Source organism: Kiloniella majae (assembly GCF_002118315.1).
GTDB lineage: Bacteria > Pseudomonadota > Alphaproteobacteria > Kiloniellales > Kiloniellaceae > Kiloniella > Kiloniella majae.
In genome coordinates, this window is the sequence record NZ_MTSZ01000001.1 from 725,068 (window position 1) to 746,605 (window position 21,538).

A 21,538-nucleotide genomic window follows, 5' to 3' on the forward strand; every position below is an offset into this window, starting at 1 on the left:
TATCAAACCCGTTCGCCAAAACTTGATATAAATCCGTTATGAACCGTAACAATCGAGTGAGTTCCCTCAAACAAAGATTTTATAAACTCGAATTGCCACAGCTCAGTTTTTAATAGGCTTGATCTTCTAACTGTTGCTTAAAGACATCGCTGCTGTCCAACAAATTTTCTTCGAGTTCAGTAACAGCCTGATTGATATCGGACAGGTGTTTATCTGCAGCAACTTTAGGCGACAGAGCAGAAGAAAAAAATACCATATTAATCGACGCGACAACCTGCCCCCGGTAGAATACAGGTCGGGCGATTGATGAAATCCCCTGTGTGGTCTCATCAATGCTTTGTGCATAGCCACGCTCTCGTGTCACGCGAACCAGGTTTGCTACATGAGTTTGATCCTTTGCTACGCGATCAGCCGGATCATTTGAAGCCTTTAAAACACGAAGGATCGATGCCCTCGTCTTTTCATCCGAATAACAAAAAAATGCCCGCCCCAGAGATGACGAGAGAACCGGCCATCTAACACCAACCATGGATCTGTGGTTTGAAAGCGGGCTGAATTTATGTGTTGTCTCGCGTATCAGCATTCCCCTGCCATCAAACGCAGCCAAATCAGTCGGCCATATAACCTTTTTGAGAAGCTTGCCCAGCACTGGTGCACCAAGTTGTGTCACCCAATCCCTATGATCGTATCCCTCGCTCAGGGTTTTAACCCCTATCTTCAAATGCCATAGCGATGAAGATAAAGCGCCGGATTGAACAAATTCATCGCGTTCCAGTGTTTCCAACAAGCGATAAACCGTCGTCCGGTTTAACCCACTCGAATTGGAAAGCCCCTGAACAGATAATGGTCCCTCGCGATTTAGAATCTGCAAGAGAGCAAGTCCTCGTGAAAGAGCCCTTACCGGTTTATATGGGGCTGGCTTGCTCTCGTTTGGTTTATAATCGTCACGATCCATAAGAAAAAATCTTCACTTTTAATGAAGGGAAGTTGTCCCTGAAACATACCAATGTTCGCATAGTGAACATTTTCTAACATTCTATTGTTTGAAATACAAAACCAGTTACAAAAGAAGACAAGAAGATTGCGATGTCTTTATAGATTTTTGTCCCAGTATGTTTCTGTCACGATAAATTTTCGAAAGACAAAAACGTACTGTTCGCGCCAGATACAGATATAGCCTTTGATTTTTATCATCGGGGTTATTTGATCCAAAAAGCATTTCAGGTGCAAAGCTCTGTTGCCGAACCAGATCTTAGCGCTGTTTAAAAATGCCCAAGGAACCCTTCCCAACTGTATTTGCTGCAGCCTGACTGTAGTTATAGAGCATCGCAATTTTCCATCGACAAAATCCAATTTTTTGAACAAGAACCAACGTTGAATACCAACGTTTAGATAAACGACGGAGTTATACTGGTGCTCACTTTTGAGGTCCTCGCACTCTTTTTTCCACTCTGTATTCTGCTTGCTCTTACCCCGGGGCCAGATAATATCTTTGTGCTGACACAATCAGCACTGAACGGAAAAATGGCTGGTATTCTTGTTGTATTGGGCCTTTGTACGGGTGTACTGGTTCATACCACGGCTGTTGCCTTGGGCGTAGCGGCTATCTTCAAGGCATCCCCCACCGCATTCAATGTCCTGAAAATCATTGGCGCACTTTATCTGCTCTATCTGGCATGGGGCGCGTTACGAGCTAAAGCTGAAGACATTTCGGTCACGAAAGACAACCTTAATGGAGAGCAAGACGTAAATCGTGCTCAAAAAATCGGGTACTTCAAGTTATACCGACGTGGCATCATTATGAATGTGACCAACCCAAAAGTATCAATTTTCTTCCTGTCTTTTTTACCACAATTTGCCGATCCGACACGTGACAGCATGTCATTACAGATGATCCAGCTTGGCGGCTTCTTCATTCTTTCAACGATTTTGATTTTTGGGAGTATTGCCTTGCTTGCCGGTGCAATTGGCGGATATCTTCAACGATCATCCAAGGCACAAACCATAATGAATAAAACCGCTGGCGTTGTTTTCATTGCCCTGGCAATCAAGCTTGCAACGATCCAGCAATAACAAGCCCTCTCTTCAACATCGCTTTTGGGATGGGGCTTGATCCAAATCAAGTTCTCATCGACCGGAATCAGCTAAGCTCTTTCAAAATCAGTGCTCAATGATGCCCTGTACCCAATTATGTCCGGTGCCAGAATATATCCGGAAAAGGAGAGTAATCGGCATGTCGCAACATACGCATACATCCAGGGAGAATCACTTTCATTCTCCTTTCCTTGAGCTGACCGCAGAAAAAAAAAAGTTCTCTTACCGCTTAGTCGTATAGAAACCTTTCCTGCGGGGACAACTATTGTCAAATTCGGTGAAAAAGCCGAAAATTTTTATGTTCTCGAAGACGGATATGTCCGTCTTTTATTAAACTCTACCTGTGGCGATAAAAAATCTACCATTGATGTTCTCGGACCCGGTAGCGCTTTTGGTGAAGAATCAATCACCACTTCAACCCTCAACAACTTCACCTGTGTTGCTTTGAATGACGTTGAAACAAGGGTCATCCCCGGGGATGTCCTGCGGCGAATTCTACTTGAAGATCCTGCCTTGCTCTTCCGCATGATGGGCAGTATTTCTCTCAACATGCATTCTCTGATGACCCAAATCGCCGACCTGAAAATGCGATCCACTGCAGAACGCCTTAGCATGTTTTTAATAGAACTTTCAGATAAGGATGAAGGGGGCGATACTATTACCCTGCCCTATGACAAACGCATCATTGCAGACAAACTCGGTATGTCGCCTGAGACCTTATCCCGTACCTTTGCCAAACTGAAAAAAATCGGCGTAAATACACAACCCGGCAACAAAGTTGTTATAACAAACATCGAAGAGCTTGCAGATTACTGTGGCTATTCATTTACCTAAAAATAACCGTTGCCTTAAAACACTGTAAAAGGTCGAGGCTCATAACATGAAACATTTTACAATCGGGGATAGCGAGCTTCAAACCCTGAGCAATGTCGCAATTTTCTCTCAACTTTCACCAGAGCTTTTGCAGGGGCTTTTTGAAAATACTCCCGGAACCTTCTATGAAAACCAGACCGATCTTTTTATGGCGGGTGATGACGCAGACGACTTTTACATTCTCTTGTCTGGCGAAGTGCACCTGACAATTCTAACTGCCGACGGTGCTCAAAGCCTTGTCCGTATTGTTGAACCTGGCGAAAGCTTTGCCGAAGCAGCCATGCTTGGGCTAGGAGAGTTTCCGATTAACGCCACAGCGATGCCAAAATCACGCATTGTCAAAGTTTCAAAACCCGTATTTGAAAAGAAAATATTGAGTGATCCAGAAGCATCTCTTCATCTGTTGAGTGCCCTTATTAAACGTCAGCAATTTTTAATCAGTGAGATCAAAATATTAAAAAGTCTATCCCCCTGTCAGCGGGTCGCATCCAAGTTACTTTCCCTTTACGAAAGTAATAAGTGGAAAGGATCGGGAAACCTTCCCCGGTGCAAACAAACCATGGCCAGTAATATCGGCATTGATCCTGCCAGCTTTTCACGGGTTTTACGTCGACTTGAAGATGCCGGGATCGTTTGCGAAGGACAGGAAGTCATCATCACAGACCCGGAAAAACTGCGTCTCTACTGTGCCGGATTTGGTTATGTTTTTGACGATAACAAGCTCTTGATGTCGGCTTAAATTCAGAACACATCACACGACAGGATAGATCTGCTATGAACAACGAGACAACTTCCAAAGACGGTGGTGCAAACCTTCATTATCTTAGGGTTGAGGATATAATAGCAGAAGGTCATATTCCTGTTGATGTCGTCACCGATACTCTCTTCAACTCAACGGACGAGACAGAGGTCATGCTGCAGTCAAATTTTGATCCTATCCCTTTGCGGATGAAACTTACCAAAATGGGATGTATCATTTATCGCCAAGACACTCCAGAAGGATGGCTTTTTCATATATACCGGGATCAAACGCAACTGAAGAAAGAAAAAGATACAGCCAAAGCGGTTTTTAGTTTCGACGATGATATCATCACGATTGACGTTCGCGCCTTTACCCATCCCAATGATTTTCTCGAAGTGTTGCGTTTTATGGATACGTCACTTGATGCCAATTGTTTCGGGCTAAAGATAAGGCGTTTATCGAATAAGTTTAGAGACATCCTGTCAGAGCGCCGATGGATCTGTATATCAGACACAAAGGTCAACGATAGCAACGAAGATGATATGGGTGAGTATCGGTTTTTGATTCTTGAAAAAGAGTGACATGTCAGAAGAAGCTTTCCGACACATCTTTTGCACTATTAGGCTTTCTCTTCCATTACAAGGCGAAAACCCACATTATTTGGCGGAGACCCAACAGAACATCCACCTATTTTTGGATCTCTGATCAACTCGGACTGATAGGATCGATGCTCTCCCTGCATAATCCGCACACCGCCACAGGCTTCACTACGTTCTTTTGACGTTGTCAGATCGCTGTAATTTGTACTCCAACAAGTTTGTGTCCATTCCCAAACATTCCCTTGCAGATCAACCAACCCATATTGATTTGTACCATATCCGCCAACAATCTTGGTCTTGCTGGATTTTGGACGATTACTAAAGGTAACGTAATCTGCCGCCCAAGCCAGCCGGGGATCATCGAAAAGCTTTTCAGGCGGGCTGATGACATCGCGAGAAAAATAATTCCATTCTGATTCCAGCGGTAAACGAAAAATCTGTCCAGTTTTCAAGGAAATCCAGCGGACAAATTCTTCCGTATCAAAATAACTAACTTTTGTTACTGGATGCTGAAGGGTTTCATTGTCACGCATCTTCGGCTGGTAACTACAGCCTCCATCATCGTAACAGGCTTGCCAATGCCCAATTGTTACCTCTGAATAGGTCACAAAAATCGTCTTGCGATTTGTATAACTTGACGTGGCGGTTGGTTCTAAATCTACCTTGACCAATCTGGGGTGATACGCGGGATTTTCAGCCATCACAGCATCCAATCTGGTCTTTTCTTCGGTATGCTCTTTCAAAACAAAAGCACCGCCACTCACGACAAGACCAAGAAACAAAGTTACAAAGATATGTTTGCTATTCATCGCCATATCACCCCAAATAGATCTGGGTAAATCAGAACCAAGCCACCTCTGGCTTATGACTTACGTTAACTTAACTCTCATCACCTTTCTTAATCTGCTTCATGAGATCATCATCCCATTCCCCTTCGACAACCATATGAGCAACAGCCCCTAACTCAGTTGCCTCGATCAGATTATGATTTACATAGGCATAGACGCCTGGTTGCAAAAATTCATAATGGAAAACACCAGCTGATCCGCCACGGATAATCGCGGTTTCGTGTCCCCGACCAGCAATGTCATCAAAAGATCCCGCTTCCCAGGAATAGTTCCAGTGACCGCCAATAAGATGTGGACGACAATCTCTGTTCGCTTGGGAATGGATAAAGAGAACTTTTTCACCCACCTTGGCTTTCATGGCACCATCGCCGGTTAAGGCACCGACTTTACCATTGAAAACTTCGTGTGTCGGGATCAGGCCACGGGCAAGGTCCATAACTTCAGAGAAATCTTCGCCCGCTTCGGTGAACTTCATGTATTCGCCGTTTTCATCTTTTGGCACATAGAAATCCTGTTCCCCGATGTAGTACATTTTATCGTAAGTAATGGCTTTACCACGACCATCAGTAAGTCCATCACGAGGCAGAACAACAACGGCACCATTCATGCCTTTGATCACATGGTAAGGAATCATGGATCCGCCCGGCGCACAGTGATAAACAAAAGCACCTGGCTTTGTTGCTTTCCAACGCATAATAGCTGTCTCACCCGGCAGAACATGAGTCAGTCCACCGCCGCCCAAGGCACCAGTTGCAGAGTGGAAATCAACATTGTGTTCCATTCCGTTGCTTTCCGGGTTTTCCAGTGTAACTTCTACATAATCCCCTTCGTGAACAACGATCAAAGGCCCGGGAACACTACCGTGGAAGGTCAAGGCAATTGTTTCAGCCTCATCGTCGATCTGCCATGGCTTTTCTTCAATCGTGATCGTGACTTCAACAACCTTAGGGCCACCTTTGGCAACGTGATCGTGTTCTGGGGCAAAAGGTGGTGCAACCAGCTTCTGCTTAACACGAGGCAGCTTGGCAATCTCTGCTTCACTAAGGGATGGTTTTGACTTTATCTCGGCACTTGCAATCTGATCATACCCTGACTCTGTATTGGCCGGAGTACCTGTATTTGCTGCTCCGGCAGTGCCTGCCATTGTCATAGCACCCAAGGCAGCCCCTGTTGATGCGAGTGTCGTTCCGCGCAAGAAGCTGCGACGATCCATTGTTTTGTCGTTATTGTGTTCCATAATCTTGCTCCTAGATAAGGTTCCAATCTCTGTCGGAACTCTTGTGACCCCTTGGGTTTACAGGAAGGGATAGGCCTCTGATCGCGAGCCGTCCTAATATCAACTCACGCCTAAGGAGTAATTCAAATTTCCTATCAGTGATTTGACTTTGAGCAAGTAGGGCAACCACACTTAATTTTCTTAAGGAGAAGAGACTCTAAATATCTGTTTTTAAATAAATAAAATTACCTTGGCACATTTTGTCGCACTGTTCGGTTTTCTTTAAAAACAGTCAAATCACGGGCACTTTGGCATTAAACAATTCCTCGCAAGGAAAACATACAAATAAAGCCCATCCTCTCCTGACTTGACCATCGTCAAATATAAAGATGTGGCGTGGATGTATCTATAAAGACAGGTGGAGAGACTGACGACATACCGTCGTGGTCTTTCGCATCCGTCTAGCAAGTTGGGAGATCCATTATGAATGAGCGCTTATCAATCAGCGCCGCCCGGAACATCTTCTACGGAGGGACTATCTTCTTTGCCGTGATCTTTATTGGTCTCGTCATTGATTCTGTTTACTACGCAACTGATCCTGAAACATCAAATGCGGAAGAAATCAACGAACAAGTCGCCCTTGGTAAAGAAGTATGGGAACGGCATTCCTGTATTAACTGTCACAGCCTTCTTGGTGAAGGCGCTTATTTTGCACCGGAACTCGGGAACGTCTGGGTGCGTCGCGGGGGCGCGGAAGATCCGGAAGGTGCTGCCGATTACATCAAGGAATGGATGAAGTCGCAGCCAACCGGTATCGAAGGCCGTCGTCAGATGCCAAACTTTGACCTCAGTGAAGAAGAATTGGACGCCCTTGTCGAATTCTTCAAGTGGACCAATGGGATAGATACCCAGGGTTGGCCACCAAACGATGAAGGATGAGCCAGGAAAACGATCACATGAAATATCAAACTCAACAAGTCGCGCTCTACTACTTTGTCGGTGCGCTCGTCTTATTTCTTTCCCAGGTAACCTTCGGGGCCTTGGCCGGAGCCGTTTATGTGTGGCCAAATCTTTTGGCGGAAACACTTCCCTTTAACATCATTCGAATGATTCACACTAACAGCCTTATTGTCTGGTTGCTGATGGGATTCATGGGTGCCGCCTACTATCTGGTTCCCGAAGAAGCAGAAACAGAAATCTACAGTTCCTTTTTGGCAAAGTTGCAATTCTGGCTGTTTCTAGGCGGTGGTGCCGCCGCTATCGTAGGCTACATCTTCGGGGTTCACGGCGGCCGTGAATTCCTGGAGCAGCCTCTATGGATCAAAATCGCCATCGTAGGCGTGATGCTGATCTTCCTCTTCAATCTCAGCATGACCATCCTCAAGGGCAGGAAAACAGCCGTTTCCGTGGTCCTTATTATCGGGTTATGGATGGTTGCCCTTCTCTTCCTTTTTGCCTTTTACAACCCCGTCAACCTCGTCCTCGACAAGGTCTTCTGGTGGTTTGTCGTCCATCTCTGGGTTGAAGGTGTTTGGGAACTGATCATGGCATCTATCCTCGCCTTCTTGATGATCAAGATGACAGGCGTGGACCGTGAGATTGTTGAAAAATGGCTTTATCTGATCGTCAGTCTGGCGCTCTTCACCGGACTACTCGGAACAGGACACCATTACTACTGGATCGGGACACCCGGTTACTGGCAGTGGATTGGGTCTGTCTTCTCAACACTCGAAGTTGCACCATTCTTTGCCATGGTTATGTTTACTTTCTACATGGTCTGGAAGGGCGGTCGAAAGCATCCAAACCACGCCGCTATTCTCTGGGCACTTGGTTGTTCCGTGTTTGCCTTTTTTGGTGCCGGTGTCTGGGGCTTCCTTCATACCCTGGCCAATGTAAATTACTACAGTCACGGTACACAGGTTACAGCCGCCCATGGTCACCTCGCCTTCTATGGCGCCTATGTCATGGTCAACCTGGCAATCATTACCTATGCCCTGCCCAAGCTTCTGGGACGTGAACCCTACAACCAGACACTGAATATGTGGGGTTTCTGGATCTGCTCTTCCGGGGTTGCCTTCATGACCTTTACCCTGACATTTGCAGGGGTCATCCAGTCCCACGTTCAACGTTACCTGGGCGAGGCCTACATGGATGTTCAAGATCAGATGATGTTCTTCTATCAGCTGCGTCTTGGTTCTGGTCTGGTTGTTGTTATCGGTGCGTTCATCATTGTGTATTCCCTTCTTGTTCCAGGAAAAGAAGCACAGCGTGTAAACTCAACGGCTCAACAGCCTGCGGAATAATTCCTGTAATATCAGGACCGTATAACTATTGGGGTTCGCCCTGCCGAACCCCAATAGTTCCAGTAAAAACTGACAATTTATTCGTTATTTCATTTATAAAAACAGGTGTTTGTTATGGCACAGTCACAACCTTATTATGAACCAACAGCAAATGAGTGCCTCCTTTTTGAACAGGCATTCAAGAACAAACTCCCTCTGTTACTCAAGGGACCAACAGGATGTGGCAAGACACGCTTTGTCAGTCATATGGCTCATCAAATCGGTGTACCACTTCACACAGTCTCCTGTCATGACGACCTCTCTGCCTCTGATTTGACCGGACGGTATTTGCTTAAGGGGGGCGATACGGTTTGGACTGATGGCCCCTTGACAAAAGCCGTTCGTGAAGGCGGGATCTGTTATCTGGATGAAGTGGTTGAAGCCCGTAAAGACGTCGCTGTTGTTCTCCACCCCCTGACTGACGATCGGCGGTTACTGCCACTGGAACGTACGGGCGAAATGTTGGAAGCACCGGATGATTTCATGCTGGTTGTTTCTTACAATCCCGGTTACCAGAACATGATGAAAAGTCTCAAGCCCAGCACGCGACAACGCTTTATCGCAGCCGAGTTTGACTTTCCAGATGCCCAAACCGAAACACGCATTGTTTCAACCGAAAGCGGCCTTGATCCCGATCGTACAATGGGCCTCGTCAGACTGGCCCGCAAACTTCGGGACATGAAAGGACAAGATCTGGAAGAAGGTGTTTCAACCCGCCTTTTGGTCTATTGCGCAACACTTATACAGGCGGGACTTGGATATGACGAAGCCATTCGCCACGCCATGATAGAACCTTTAACGGACGAACATGATGTCAAACAGGGACTGGAAGAAGTGGTTCGGGTCAGCTTCGGATAACCCGATTTTGCCTCCAGTAAACAACCCTAAATATTAAAAGTAAAAGCAGGAAGTCGTGCCATGGGTATAATGGAACTGATAGAGGTAGAAGAGTTTGTCGGCAGACAATGGCACAAACTTATCGCCAATGCAGAAAGCTACCCTGCTTTTACTGATCAGGTTGTGGTTCTTGATGACGTCAAGGTTCTGCTCAGCGTTTTCTTTCGGGCTTTGGGTGGGGAAAACGCCATTGAGATTGCGGCCAGTAGCAGTGAAAAATCCAATCACCGCCTTTCCTTTCGTCAAAAGCTAGGCATAGACATCGAAAAGCTATCCCGCCCGACCCTTGATGGCCGGACGATGATGCTGCCGGATCAAATTGCTCTTTTTCCCCAACGATCTCTCAATAGAGATCTTTACCTTTGGCTGGCCGCTTTCTTTTCCCAGCAACAAAGCGAAAATCCGATTGATGTTAGCAATCCCTTGTTGGCAGACATCCTGTTCATTCGTCAAGCACATCAGGTCTCTCAATTCATTTTGAACGAATTACCAGGGTTACAGAAAGTCTATGGGACGCTTTCCCAAAACCTGCTGGAATTGCGCCCCAAACGGGACTACTTGCCCGATCAGGAAAAAGCCCTTGAAGACGTCATCCTGTATTTGCTTAATCAAGATATAGAAGAACAGGTCCCGGCTTTTTCCAATCGAGCCAAGTTATACCTCGCCATCATCCAGTGCCCGTCTTTAACAAATTTAGACCTCAGCGGGTTTGAGCAAGCCAAACAGAATTATCGACCTTTCCTACCCGTTCCCCTATGGGGTGAAATCATTCCGACAGCCAGTACCAATAGCGCTTCTGAAACAGACAGCGGCGGCGGAACTAACAAACAATCACGGGATAAAAAAAAGAGACGGGCAGAACGACAGGAACTGGACCAGACTGAAAAAGGCGACGGCTTCTTCGTCAGTGTTTACGACAAGCTCATGGCTGTGTCCGATGTGATCAACCTGAACAGGAATATTAAGGAAGACGAAGAAGAGGACGCGCTGGAAACAGCAGATGATATTGACCGTATCACCCTGAGCAACCATCAAGAGAAGGTTGCGACCCAGATCAAGATGGATCTCGATTTACCTGCAAATGAGCTGGATGAAAGCAGGGTAGAGGCCAAACGCACGGTTCACGAATGGCACTATCGCAAGAATGCTTTTTTACCAAACTATTGCGCCATTACCATGCGAGAAGCATCTGACGAAGACACAGGCTGGGAACTGGGTAAAGAAGCTGGAAAACGTATTCGCCTAGTCCGTCGACAATTTGAAGCCTTCAAAAATGATCGCAAACTCTTACGCGCACAACCGGAAGGCAACGATCTTGATATCGAGGCATTAGTCCGGGCACAGGGGGACCTAAAGGCAAGCGGGATCTGTTCTGATCGGATTTATCTCAACACCCGAAAGATTGATCGCGATATTGCTGTCTCTATCCTTATGGATGTTTCTCTTTCCACCGACAGTTGGCTGGACGATCGCCGTGTGATTGATGTGGAAAAGGAATCTCTGGCAATTCTGGCAAATGGCCTGGACGCTGCAGGGGATGATCTGTCGATCCACACCTTTACCTCTCGCAAGCGCCATTATATCCGTCTGGATCGGGTAAAGGGTTTTGAAGAACCCTTAAATGACAAGGTCATGCAACGCATTGGCGCACTGAAACCCGGTTATTACACTCGTATCGGTGCGGCGATCAGGGTTATGTCTGAAGAACTGGACCTTCGGCCTAACAAGCAGAAACTCTTATTAATACTGACGGACGGCAAGCCGAACGATGTGGATCACTACGAGGGGCGTTATGGTATTGAAGACGCCCGAAAGGCTGTACAGGAATGCCGCCGCAGGGGGATTACAGTCTTTGGCGTCACCATAGACCAGGAAGCCAAAGACTATTTCCCTACAATCTTTGGACGCGGTGCCTATCACATTGTTGGGAATGCCGCGCGGCTCTCTCAGGCATTACCAAAAATATATCGACAGCTGGTGAACGCAACGAATTAACATCAAATATATCGAAAATTATTGGCAAATTCGAAATAAAAAATCAAAATAAAGCTAGAAAAGACAATCCATTAACTTTATTTCATCATTCAGGTGCTACCTTTACGCAGGTTTCTTGAATATGGAAGACTTTATGGCTGCTTCTTTGCCATCCCTACAACGCTTTGCGCGGCTTGATAGTAATTCTGATAAAACCGAAGTCAGCGAAGTTGTTGCTGCGGTCATCGAAGACCTGCGCATAACGGTTAAGAATACGATTGATCCCGCAACGGCCCGCAGATCCATTGCTGATCTACTGGACTTCTTAAACAGCCTGAAATCCACCGTGCATCCGGGCCGCGTAGAACTGGCACAATCCATTTCACAAAAAATCATCCCCGAGCTTTATCAAAAGGATGAGCCAACCGAATACGACGACTATGAATACCTGCGCGCAGAATATTTACTGGTCAATCACATCTGTAGCAAAATTGCAGATAACCTTTCGCTGATAAGGGGGGAAGTCTCTGCCCATCCCGGTTTTAGAAAAGGTCGTCGCGAGTTCCCGGTTCACCCCCTGTGCATCTATGCCACTCTCTATGCTTCTGGTATTAGAGACCTGATGACCAAGCTCATTACACTGCGCTTTCGGAATAAAAAGATCCAAACCACAATTTATGAACCCCTCACCCGTGATGTCATCGGGGTTGGAAAAAACCATGCGTCTTTCTTCGAAGACAATGTGATTTATATTGATGAGCAGGTCACTAAACTTCTCGATTGGGGGATCGCTGCTGAACAGAACATAGAAGCCAAGAAATCAGATTCATCTGACGCATCACAAGAATTTACGGGCGAAGAGCTTCTTGTGCAGGAGTTACGCGATAAATTAAAACTCCATTCAGAAATCAATGAATACTTTCTGCCACAAAGTGCAGGATTTGTCTTACTCAAACAGCTCTATACGCTCAACAAAGGTCGCTTCCTGCACTCGGTCAAAGAAATCCAGAACGCGACCAAGTATGGTAACGATCATAGCCAAACCGTTTTACAAATTGACCAGATCGTCAATGAAACAGAAGAGCTGGAATTCGACATTATTGCCCTGTCTGCCCATGCCGTGGGCGAAGAAAGAAGCTTGCTGACCTATAAGGCACTCCAGGACATCTGTATCGGATCAGCAAGAACCCGCGATGCTATGCTCGAAGCGCGCCCACTGATTGCCGCTGAACTTGGTCGGCAACCTATTCACATGGCAAAACTGATTGTCTTTGAAGCACAGAAAAAAGTTGGCAATATCCAGAAGATCGAAGAGATGTTTGAAAACTTCCGCGAGATGATCAGACGCCTGAACCAGAAAAGGTTTGAGCCGGAAATCAAAACCTGCGCCAGTATGATGCTTGCCTCTAAAAGTTTGCACCCCTTGGTCAAATGGTTGGAAAACGAAGGAGCCGAAGAAGGCACCTTCTTCCTGCGCATGCAACAGGTCCAGATTACTCTCAAGAAGAAATGGAATATCGTCTAGCAAGGTTCGCCGTAGATCAAAGCCATTCATACCTATTAAAACAGCTATCAGCCCAACAGAAATAACAGGTGTGATCCCTGTTGGGCTGAAGCAAACTATCTTTTACCTATGACAGTGGCTCAAAGCTGGCCGTAAAGTGGCGCAGCATTTTTGGCTCTTTGGTAATTCGATATCCCGGCAAGGTATCTTTTATGGCGGAAAGCTCTTCGAAAACCTCGACCATATAATCCGCGTGAGATTGCGTATAAACCCGACGCGGAATAGCCAGACGTACCAGATCCATAGCTGCAGGCTTTTCAGATCCGTCTGGGGCACGTCCGAACATGACCGTGCCGATTTCGCACCCTCTGATACCACCCAGTTCGTAGAGCGCACAGGCAACAGCCTGTCCGGGATATTGCAGCGGCGCAATATGGGATAACCAGCGCCGGGCATCAATAAAAACCGCATGACCACCTGCTGGCTTCACCACAGGCACACCCAATGCATCCAACCGTTCACCAATATATTCGTTGGTGCGAATACGGTACCGCAGATAGTTTTCATCAACGATCTCGGTCAGTCCCTGAGCAATGGCATCCAGATCCCGCCCGGCAAGACCGCCATAGGTGGGAAAGCCTTCTGTCATGATCAGACGCGCACGACATTTCTCAGCTAATTCATCATCATTAAGCGCAAGCCAGCCCCCAATATTGGCAAAGGCATCCTTTTTTGCCGACATGGTCATACCATCCGCAAGGGCAAAACAGTCGCGTACAATCTCCTTGATTGTTCGGTCACGCTGCCCGGCTTCGCGCTGTTGAATGAACCAGGCATTCTCTGCAAAGCGACAACCATCAATGATAAAGGGTTTGCCAAAACGTTTGGCCAGAGCAGCGGTTCCACGGATATTTTCCAAGGATACGGGTTGCCCGCCCCCGGCGTTATTGGTGATGGTCAGCATCACACAAGGTATTTTATCGCCATACTCCCCCAGATAACTTTCCAGCTTGTCCAGATCCATATTCCCCTTAAAGGGATGGATCAACGCGGGATCTTTCCCTTCGGCAATGACAAGATCCGTGGCCTCCGCACCACTGTTTTCAATATTTCCACGCGTGGTATCAAAGTGCGTGTTTGATGGAATATACTTTCCCTCACCTCCCAGGATGGAAAACAGGATTGCCTCGGCCGCACGCCCCTGATGTGTTGGAATGATATGTTTGAAATCCATCAGATCGCGCACAGCCGCTTCAAAGCGATAGAATGACGGCGAACCAGCATAGCATTCATCCCCAGCCATCAGCGCAGACCATTGCTGTGATGACATGGCCGAAGTCCCGCTATCGGTCAAGAGATCAATCAGCACATCATCAGAATGTAGTTTAAAGAGGTTGTAGTCTGCCCGTTTCAACAAATCACGCCGTTCTTCCAGCGTCGTCATACGAATGGGTTCAACTGATTTAATACGAAAGGGTTCAATTATGGTCTTCATCAAAAGGGTTCTCCGCTTTCGCCCCTTTTAGACGCTTCACTCCATAAAGGAGATAAAGACCGTATCCAATCGGGGCAAAGCGCCGCGGTTGCCTGCTGCTCATCAGCCTGCCGCGCTCAGCGCCCAAATTCATACCCTGTAAAATTAGCTTGTTAGAAAAAATGTTTCAAGAGCGAAGTGAATTGCAAAAAGCTATTTAGCGATGTTATCGCTGAACCCAAATCGCTGTAACATCATCAGAGGGAAGTGCGGGAGAACGGGCGTAGAAATCATTCAACAGGACCTCTAGGGGCCTTTTCTCATTTGATTGAGACAGTGTTTTGCACACCAGCTTTAAAAGCCCATCATCCTCCAATGAAATTGCTTCTTCATCTGGCGTTTCAATAAGGGCATCCGAATACAAAAACAAAAACCCGCCAGGGTCCAAAGCAACCGCGTGATCTTCGAATTTGACCGATTTTTTAATGCCAATAGGCAAGCCATCCGGCTTGCCAAGGAATACCTCATTCATTGATGAGGATTCTATAATAGGTGACGTGTGCCCAGCCGATGCGTATGTGAGCATGTTTTGTTCAACATCAATAATGGAATAGTTTATTGTCGCGAACTGCCCCCTTGGAATAAGATCGATCAACTGATCATTGAGCTTTTCAAGGTACCGGGCCGGACTTTCAATATCTGGCTGTAAATCGTTCATCACGGTATGAAGTCGAAAGGTATTGACCGCGGCACCAACGCCATGACCGGTAAAGTCCACAATAAAAACACCGAACTTGGTATCAGTGATAGGATGAATACCCCAACAATCACCACTCAGTTCAGATGAAGCCTGATAGTGCCAATCAATCTTTACGCCATATTTTTCTTTGATGGAGAGAATATCCCGTTCGCGGGGCAGTAACTGCAACTGCATGGATCGCGCAGCTTGTAATTCCTGCTCTACTCTTTGCTGATACGTCTTTAGACTTAGAACCAGCAAACGATGTTCCAAGTGCGTCCTGACGCGCAGGCGGAGCAGCTTAAAGTCAATTGGTTTCGAGATAATATCCGTCGCACCAGCCCGAAGAACTTCATTTCGAAAGGCTTTATCATCATGCCCGGTTTCTACAATGATGGGCATGTCATCAAAATCAGGATCGGCCCTTACTTTTTTGAGAACATCGATGCCGTTCATCCCCGGCATCTGGATATCCAAAATCACCAAATCAGGTTTGGTGTCGCTAATTTTCTTCACACCGTCAAGACCATCTTCAGCGACATCAATAGCGCTAAATCCCGCTGAACTTAACTGGGCTTTGATAAGTTCGCGGATTAACATCTCATCATCAACAACCAATATCTTACAGGCTGTTATATCAACAAGCTTTACTGATACATCACCCTGTTCATCTGCCCCCGAACTATGAGATGCACCGACACTGGTTACTATTTCCATACCGAAAACCTGACTGACAAATATTGATAATGGCGATCCCCCCGAACTTCGTCGCCACACAATGTGTATAATCTTTTCCTGCAAAAAGTATGCAGAGCATTCTCTTACAGAAAGTTACGATGTAATCTTGATAATTTCGGAAAACTTAGAGATTTCAAGCATCTTTTGAACTTGGCCTGTAGGCTTACAAAGCTCAAAACTTTTGCCGTTTTCTTCAGCAGCATCATTGATAATCAACAGCATACCTAGCCCAGCCGAATCAATTGAGTCCAAGCCACTCAAGTCAATGGAACAATGCGAACCACCATTTTCTTTTATTTCTGCAATGATTGCCTGTGTTTTAGGATTGTCAGGAAACCCAAAATCCCCCCGAAAAGAAATGGATACAGTATCGCCATTTTGTGTCGTTGAATAATCCAATGTCCTAGAACCTTCTAATGTCGTAACCAGTAATACCGTAAAGCTTTATAAACTTAGCCCACAGACTTTAAGAAACTTTGAATTTCAGCCCGGAAAGTCTGCATTGTTTCGTCCAAAGATTTGGCTTCCCATAACATCTGAACTGACTTTCGTGAAGAACGCGCAGCTGACATAGTCAGGGTGCCCACACTATCAAGCACCATGTTTGCATCAGTACTGACACTGTTTGCTGTCCGCGCAATTTCCTGCGTCACTGCATTTTGTTCTTCTATCGCACTGGCAATGATCGTTGTTGCAGAATTGACTTCGTCCATGACACCCCCAATGCGTTCAATCGCAGTCACAGATTCACCCGTAGAATTTTGGATCGTAGTAATAATCGCTGAAATTTGCTCAGTGGCTTTTGCTGTCTGGGTTGCCAGATTTTTAACCTCTGACGCCACAACGGCAAAGCCTTTACCGGCATCCCCTGCCCGCGCGGCCTCAATGGTGGCATTCAAAGCCAACAGATTTGTCTGTTCTGCAATGGCAGAAATCATTTCTGAAACTTCACCAACTTTTTGACTTTCCTCTTCCAGTCCACGAACCATATTCGTCGCTTGCTCAACTTCCGAAACCGCCGTTTCAGCGATGGTAGAAGACTGGGTTACCTGTTGAGATATTTCAGAAATGGACGCTGACAGTTCCTCTGCTGCTGCTGCAGTAGAATCAACATTTGATGATGTGCGCTCCGCCGCCAGTGCAACCTCGAAAGATCTGTTACCAGTTTTTGTCGTTTCTGTACCAGAAGATGATGCCGCACCATCTATACGTTCGGCCACTTCCGCCACTTGGGCAATCAACACTGCAGATTGGTTCTCAAAACTTTTGATAGCTTCTGCGACTTCCTCTGCGCGTTGCAACTTGGCTGCCTCTGCTGCTGATTGTTCTTTTGCCAAACGCTCGGTTTCAAGCATACTGTTCTTAAAGACCTCAACAGTCACTGCCATCTCGCCGATTTCATCGCCGCGCCCTTGTGCCGGGATTTCCACAGTTTTATCACCTTCGGCCAACTTCTGCATTGCTTCGGTCATACCTTTAACAGGTCCGCCGATAACACGCCCCAGAAGCAACGCAAGAGCAACCGCCATCGCCAGTCCAACGATACCGACAACAACCAATTCCAGCTCAGCCAGTGCTATTTCCTCTTGAGCCTGAACAGCTATTTCATGTTCATGCTCAGCGGCAATACGGGCCAGTTCTTCTGATGTATTCAATATGATCGCTGAAAAATTAGGCATTTCAACGTCCATCATCTCAGTCAATTCAATCTGATCCCGCAGAACAACCTGGTAGGTTTCTTCATATTTTGCCCTAAGATCCTGCAGCTCTTTATAAAGTTGGCGCTCATGATCTGTATGAAGTTCCGGTTCTGCCGCCTTCAAGGTTTTATCAAATGCCTTGAATTCATCTGAAACCTTTTTTGCGTATTCTTTCTTCCCTTCGAACAATAGGCGGCCTGTGTCAACTTGAATAAGAAAGGCATGTTCCCGGGCTTCAAAGGCCAGATCAGTTAACTTGGTATTATTTTCAGCCCGCGCATCGGCAATCAACACATCCAGATCCTTGATCATAAGATCAGCTGCAGGTTCCAGGTCCTCATCGACCAATGTCAGGAATTCGTGTTTTTTCTTAGCAACGATCAGAAAATCTTTGGCATAGGTTTCAAAAGCCACCTCAATATCTGAAATCAGCTTTTTATGCTCTTCGATCGGAATGCCTTCTTTAGCAAGTTTAATCGCTTCGGCTGTTTCTTTTTCATATTTATGTGTGGCGGCCTCTGATGCATCATCACCTTTTTGCACAAAAGCACGTGCCGCCCGGCTCATCTTCAAGAATTTGAGTTCAATATTTGTCGCCAGCTCCAGTTCTTTGGCAGCAAGCTCCATTTCCTCGACTTCATGCCCGACTTTAACAAAGTTCCAATAGGCCAATCCCATAACTGAGAAAAATACGAGGATAACGACCCCAAAACTGCCTAGCAACTTTGTGTTTATTTTCAAATTTGAAAGAAAATTTAACGCACGGACACTCTTTGTCGAAATCCCGGATGTTTTATCGGTCATGGAACACCGCCCTAAATAACATTTATATTGGGGGTTATTTGATACCAAACCGTGTAAATTTTTAGTTAATCAAACTCATAACAATATTTTTGATTAATGACCTTTGTATAAAACAGTCCAGATTTTCTATATTTATTCTTATTTATCAGAGTGCTAATTCGTCATCGAGGCAACAATAACCTTACATTTAAAGTGGATATATTACCCCTCACCGGATCATCTTTTGCAGCCTCGGATCATAGTAAAATTCTGTCTTTTCGAGTACTTTCAATTCGTCACTATCGGGGTGATTGGGGTTGATTAGAATATTATACTCATCCCGTACAATAGCCGACGGGATTTCAAGCCCGGCTTCTTTACCTTTTTCCAACCATTTCGTGCCAAAATCACGAGATACATAAGTATCTGGCAGATGATCCCAACCCTTTGGAAGTTGCTTTTCCGTGACGCGTTTTAGCGGCAGATTATCAGGCGCCCAGATCGTGAGCATGACCAAAGGCGGTAGAGTAGACGCAGCCTCATGGACAAAGCGTTCCAGCGCAGCCAGAGAACGCGAAGAAGCAGTATAGAGAACCGGCACCCCCTTATGATGCCAACGGCCTGAACCGTAAAGCCCGCCCCGCCCTGATAGATCTGTATAGTTTTTATGGGCAAGCCGATACAGTTCCACTTTAGGCCGTCATCCCGTATTTCATGCGGTTGATGATGTCATTGACAAAGCTGATACCCGCCATCGTGTCCAGGTAGGAAAACGCGTTTTTGTTTCCCAAGGCAATCTGTGGCGTTTTCATCCATTCCAACGCCGTTTCCCGGTCATTGAAATAGTCTGTGGCAGAGGTCAGAACTCCCATGATCGCCAAGGTATGCTCACTCTGTTGCGGGGTAAGATTCCCGTCGCCTTTTTTACGTTGAATACTGCGCAGGTTTGCCCCAATCAAAGGCACCAGATCACCTTTGGCCACACGCAAAACGTCCCCGGCATGATCAATCATATCTACCGGTAGACCCTGCCGGATCACATTCAACGCATTTTCTGTGGTATTCATTGCCTTGGCATTGCCCCCAAGCAGGGCATATTCCGTCGCGTACATGATCACCTCTCAAAGGTTAGTATCACTTCACCTATAAAGATAGTGACAAATGACGCTTTGTCAATGGACATATGACACAATACATTCAAGGTTATTGGTAAAAGTCTCAGATTATCAATCGAGAAATGAATTCAAATTTCATTCAGTATTTGAGCTGCTCTCTTAACAAAAACTTTTTGACTTTCCCTGTGGATGTTTTGGGTAATGCGTCAAAAACAACCATTTTCGGTGTTTTGAAACCCGCTAGATGGTCACGGCAAAAAGCAATAATCTCTTCTTCATCACAGTCTCTTCCCGCTTTCAGTTCCAAAAAAGCACAGGGAACTTCCCCCCACTTGTCATGCTGCTTAGCAACGACAGCCGCAACCAAGACGGCAGGATGTTTGTAGAGAACATTTTCAACCTCAACGGATGAAATGTTTTCCCCGCCGGAAATAATGATGTCCTTGAGCCTGTCTTTTACCTCTATGTATCCATCACCGTGAACAACTGCGATATCACCGGAATGAAACCATCCACCCTCAAAGGCTTCGTCTGTGGCTTCTGAGTTTTTCAGATAGCCTTTCATAATGGTATTGCCACGGATCTGAATTTCACCCATGGCTTTCCCATTTTTGGCAACTTCCTCGCCCGTTTCCAGATTGACAACACGCAATCCCTCTGTGGTTGGAAACCGCACCCCTTGGCGGGCTTTCAAACCAGCTTGTTGGGCATTGGGTAATTGATTCCATTCTTCTTTCCAGGTGCAATGGACCACATGACCATAAGTTTCCGTCAGGCCGTAAACCTGCATCACGTCAAAGCCAAGCGCCTGTATGCCCGCCAGAATAGATGGCGGCGGTGGCGCCCCAGCCGTCATAACCTTGATAGATTTCTGACTATCGACCAAATGCCTGATCAGCTTGCGTTCCCGATCAGTGGCATTGACCAGCATATTGAGGACAACCGGTGCCCCGCCAAAATGGGTAATGCCCTGTTCGCTAATCGCTTGGAAAATGGCCTCTGCTGTTATCGTACGACAGCAGACAACCGTGCCCGCCAAGGCAGCCATCGTCCATGCATGCCCCCAACCATTACAGTGGAACATCGGAACGGTATAGAGATACACAGGATGTCCCGCCAGTTCCCAGCCAAGAACAGTCCCCATTGCCATAAGGTATGCCCCCCGATGATGATAGAGGACACCCTTGGGCCGCCCACTGGTTCCCGATGTATAGTTAAGCGCCAGCGATTGCCATTCTTCTGTTGGTAGGAACCAGTGATCATCAAAAGTACCACTTTCGAGAAAAGCCTCGTAATCCATAACACCAAGCCTCGAAAAGCCTGGATTTGTTTCATTCACTAACGAGCCATTTTGTAAACCTGCGGATACATCCTGCCTATCCACAATATCAATCACGGTAATGTCCTGACGATTTGCCAGCGCCAGAGCTTTTTTCACCACAGAAGAAAACGCAACATCCGTAAGCAATACTTTGGTTTCCGCATGCTCGAAAATATAAGCAATTGTATCAGGATCTAATCGGGTATTAATGGTATTGAGAACCGCGCCAGACATGGGCACGCCAAAATGGGCTTCGAACAGTTCAGGTGTATTTGCTGCAATAATTGAAACAACATCGCCTTTTTTCACACCCTGTTTTGTCAGAGCGGAAGCCAGTTGTGTGCACCGCTGATAGGTTTGCGCCCAACTGTATTTGCGAGTGCCGTAAATCACAGCAGCGCGTTCAGGGTAGATATCTTTGGCGCGCTCAATAAAGGAAAGAGGAGAAAGCGGTACATAATTCGCCAGATTTTGCGCAAGTTCATGATGGTTTTGACCTCCAGAACGATGATTATCCACCATACTTTCTCTCCTAAAATCGCGTTACAAGACCCTTGTCGTCAGTCTTTGTCACCAGTT

General features: G+C 46.3%; 19 protein-coding genes. 9 read left to right on the top strand and 10 right to left on the bottom strand.

The window, feature by feature from the left end; genetic code table 11:
* Positions 1-109: 109 nt before the first annotated feature.
* Positions 110-955, bottom strand: a complete 846-nt coding sequence (locus BKB51_RS03520) for an IclR family transcriptional regulator domain-containing protein (RefSeq protein ID WP_085899704.1) — start codon at positions 953-955, stop codon at positions 110-112.
* A gap of 458 nt (positions 956-1,413) precedes the next feature.
* On the opposite strand from BKB51_RS03520, the gene BKB51_RS03525 reads away from it, so the two are divergent.
* From BKB51_RS03525 to BKB51_RS03540, 4 genes are all read left to right on the top strand, one after another.
* A complete protein-coding gene (locus BKB51_RS03525) occupies positions 1,414-2,073 on the top strand; it encodes a LysE family translocator (protein ID WP_085899705.1) in 660 nt (219 codons plus the stop codon).
* Between the two features lie 258 nt (positions 2,074-2,331).
* On the top strand, positions 2,332-2,928 hold the full coding sequence (locus tag BKB51_RS03530; RefSeq protein ID WP_255312430.1) for a Crp/Fnr family transcriptional regulator: 597 nt from the start codon (positions 2,332-2,334) through the stop codon (positions 2,926-2,928).
* Between the two features lie 46 nt (positions 2,929-2,974).
* Positions 2,975-3,706, top strand: coding sequence for a Crp/Fnr family transcriptional regulator (locus tag BKB51_RS03535; RefSeq protein WP_085899707.1), 732 nt, complete (start codon positions 2,975-2,977; stop codon positions 3,704-3,706).
* 35 nt (positions 3,707-3,741) lie between these two features.
* The gene (locus tag BKB51_RS03540) at positions 3,742-4,290 is read left to right on the top strand and encodes a hypothetical protein (RefSeq protein ID WP_085899708.1); all 549 of its coding nucleotides are present in this window, start codon (positions 3,742-3,744) and stop codon (positions 4,288-4,290) included.
* Between the two features lie 38 nt (positions 4,291-4,328).
* Here BKB51_RS03540 and BKB51_RS03545 read toward each other — a convergent pair whose 3' ends face one another.
* Together BKB51_RS03545 and nirK are read right to left on the bottom strand one after the other, a co-directional pair.
* A complete protein-coding gene (locus BKB51_RS03545; RefSeq protein WP_158090133.1) occupies positions 4,329-5,117 on the bottom strand; it encodes a formylglycine-generating enzyme family protein in 789 nt (262 codons plus the stop codon).
* 70 nt (positions 5,118-5,187) lie between these two features.
* Positions 5,188-6,393 carry a copper-containing nitrite reductase gene (gene nirK, locus BKB51_RS03550; RefSeq protein WP_198946616.1) on the bottom strand — a complete coding sequence of 402 codons (1,206 nt, stop codon included), beginning with the start codon at positions 6,391-6,393 and terminating at the stop codon, positions 5,188-5,190.
* A gap of 462 nt (positions 6,394-6,855) precedes the next feature.
* Here nirK and BKB51_RS03555 point away from each other — a divergent pair, with 462 nt between their 5' ends.
* The 5 genes from BKB51_RS03555 (at position 6,856) to BKB51_RS03575 (ending at position 13,110) form a co-directional block, all read left to right on the top strand.
* A complete protein-coding gene (locus tag BKB51_RS03555; RefSeq protein ID WP_085899710.1) occupies positions 6,856-7,311 on the top strand; it encodes a c-type cytochrome in 456 nt (151 codons plus the stop codon).
* A 17-nt stretch (positions 7,312-7,328) separates the two neighbouring features.
* The gene (locus BKB51_RS03560) at positions 7,329-8,675 is read left to right on the top strand and encodes a cbb3-type cytochrome c oxidase subunit I (protein ID WP_085900197.1); all 1,347 of its coding nucleotides are present in this window, start codon (positions 7,329-7,331) and stop codon (positions 8,673-8,675) included.
* Positions 8,676-8,789: 114 nt separating this feature from the next.
* The gene (locus tag BKB51_RS03565) at positions 8,790-9,572 is read left to right on the top strand and encodes a CbbQ/NirQ/NorQ/GpvN family protein (protein ID WP_085899711.1); all 783 of its coding nucleotides are present in this window, start codon (positions 8,790-8,792) and stop codon (positions 9,570-9,572) included.
* A gap of 60 nt (positions 9,573-9,632) precedes the next feature.
* Positions 9,633-11,606 carry a nitric oxide reductase activation protein NorD gene (locus tag BKB51_RS03570; protein WP_085899712.1) on the top strand — a complete coding sequence of 658 codons (1,974 nt, stop codon included), beginning with the start codon at positions 9,633-9,635 and terminating at the stop codon, positions 11,604-11,606.
* 121 nt (positions 11,607-11,727) lie between these two features.
* Positions 11,728-13,110: a hypothetical protein gene (locus BKB51_RS03575; RefSeq protein WP_085899713.1), complete on the top strand. Its 1,383-nt coding sequence runs from the start codon at positions 11,728-11,730 to the stop codon at positions 13,108-13,110.
* A 106-nt stretch (positions 13,111-13,216) separates the two neighbouring features.
* Here BKB51_RS03575 and BKB51_RS03580 read toward each other — a convergent pair whose 3' ends face one another.
* The 7 genes from BKB51_RS03580 to BKB51_RS03610 form a co-directional block, all read right to left on the bottom strand.
* The gene (locus BKB51_RS03580; protein WP_085899714.1) at positions 13,217-14,584 is read right to left on the bottom strand and encodes a tryptophanase; all 1,368 of its coding nucleotides are present in this window, start codon (positions 14,582-14,584) and stop codon (positions 13,217-13,219) included.
* Between the two features lie 205 nt (positions 14,585-14,789).
* Positions 14,790-16,019, bottom strand: a complete 1,230-nt coding sequence (locus tag BKB51_RS03585) for a PP2C family protein-serine/threonine phosphatase (RefSeq protein WP_085899715.1) — start codon at positions 16,017-16,019, stop codon at positions 14,790-14,792.
* A 114-nt stretch (positions 16,020-16,133) separates the two neighbouring features.
* Positions 16,134-16,439, bottom strand: a complete 306-nt coding sequence (locus tag BKB51_RS03590; protein WP_158090134.1) for an STAS domain-containing protein — start codon at positions 16,437-16,439, stop codon at positions 16,134-16,136.
* 53 nt (positions 16,440-16,492) lie between these two features.
* A complete protein-coding gene (locus BKB51_RS03595; protein WP_085899717.1) occupies positions 16,493-18,544 on the bottom strand; it encodes a HAMP domain-containing methyl-accepting chemotaxis protein in 2,052 nt (683 codons plus the stop codon).
* A 208-nt stretch (positions 18,545-18,752) separates the two neighbouring features.
* Positions 18,753-19,214: an RES family NAD+ phosphorylase gene (locus BKB51_RS03600; protein WP_085899718.1), complete on the bottom strand. Its 462-nt coding sequence runs from the start codon at positions 19,212-19,214 to the stop codon at positions 18,753-18,755.
* A gap of 1 nt (position 19,215) precedes the next feature.
* On the bottom strand, positions 19,216-19,635 hold the full coding sequence (gene parS, locus BKB51_RS03605; protein WP_085899719.1) for a type II RES/Xre toxin-antitoxin system antitoxin: 420 nt from the start codon (positions 19,633-19,635) through the stop codon (positions 19,216-19,218).
* 142 nt (positions 19,636-19,777) lie between these two features.
* Positions 19,778-21,481, bottom strand: a complete 1,704-nt coding sequence (locus BKB51_RS03610) for an AMP-binding protein (protein WP_085899720.1) — start codon at positions 21,479-21,481, stop codon at positions 19,778-19,780.
* Positions 21,482-21,538: the final 57 nt, after the last annotated feature.

What these genes read in the sequence shown, in the direction of transcription:
- BKB51_RS03570 (WP_085899712.1), top strand. Translation starts at nt 9,633, where the DNA reads ATGGGTATAATGGAACTGATAGAGGTAGAAGAGTTTGTCGGCAGACAA.
- BKB51_RS03555 (WP_085899710.1), top strand. Translation starts at nt 6,856, where the DNA reads ATGAATGAGCGCTTATCAATCAGCGCCGCCCGGAACATCTTCTACGGA.
- BKB51_RS03575 (WP_085899713.1), top strand. Translation starts at nt 11,728, where the DNA reads ATGGAAGACTTTATGGCTGCTTCTTTGCCATCCCTACAACGCTTTGCG.
- BKB51_RS03580 (WP_085899714.1), bottom strand. Translation starts at nt 14,584, where the DNA reads ATGAAGACCATAATTGAACCCTTTCGTATTAAATCAGTTGAACCCATT.
- parS (WP_085899719.1), bottom strand. Translation starts at nt 19,635, where the DNA reads ATGTACGCGACGGAATATGCCCTGCTTGGGGGCAATGCCAAGGCAATG.
- BKB51_RS03585 (WP_085899715.1), bottom strand. Translation starts at nt 16,019, where the DNA reads ATGGAAATAGTAACCAGTGTCGGTGCATCTCATAGTTCGGGGGCAGAT.
- BKB51_RS03535 (WP_085899707.1), top strand. Translation starts at nt 2,975, where the DNA reads ATGAAACATTTTACAATCGGGGATAGCGAGCTTCAAACCCTGAGCAAT.
- BKB51_RS03595 (WP_085899717.1), bottom strand. Translation starts at nt 18,544, where the DNA reads ATGACCGATAAAACATCCGGGATTTCGACAAAGAGTGTCCGTGCGTTA.
- BKB51_RS03565 (WP_085899711.1), top strand. Translation starts at nt 8,790, where the DNA reads ATGGCACAGTCACAACCTTATTATGAACCAACAGCAAATGAGTGCCTC.
- BKB51_RS03610 (WP_085899720.1), bottom strand. Translation starts at nt 21,481, where the DNA reads ATGGTGGATAATCATCGTTCTGGAGGTCAAAACCATCATGAACTTGCG.
- BKB51_RS03540 (WP_085899708.1), top strand. Translation starts at nt 3,742, where the DNA reads ATGAACAACGAGACAACTTCCAAAGACGGTGGTGCAAACCTTCATTAT.
- BKB51_RS03545 (WP_158090133.1), bottom strand. Translation starts at nt 5,117, where the DNA reads ATGAATAGCAAACATATCTTTGTAACTTTGTTTCTTGGTCTTGTCGTG.
- nirK (WP_198946616.1), bottom strand. Translation starts at nt 6,393, where the DNA reads ATGGAACACAATAACGACAAAACAATGGATCGTCGCAGCTTCTTGCGC.
- BKB51_RS03520 (WP_085899704.1), bottom strand. Translation starts at nt 955, where the DNA reads ATGGATCGTGACGATTATAAACCAAACGAGAGCAAGCCAGCCCCATAT.
- BKB51_RS03560 (WP_085900197.1), top strand. Translation starts at nt 7,329, where the DNA reads ATGAAATATCAAACTCAACAAGTCGCGCTCTACTACTTTGTCGGTGCG.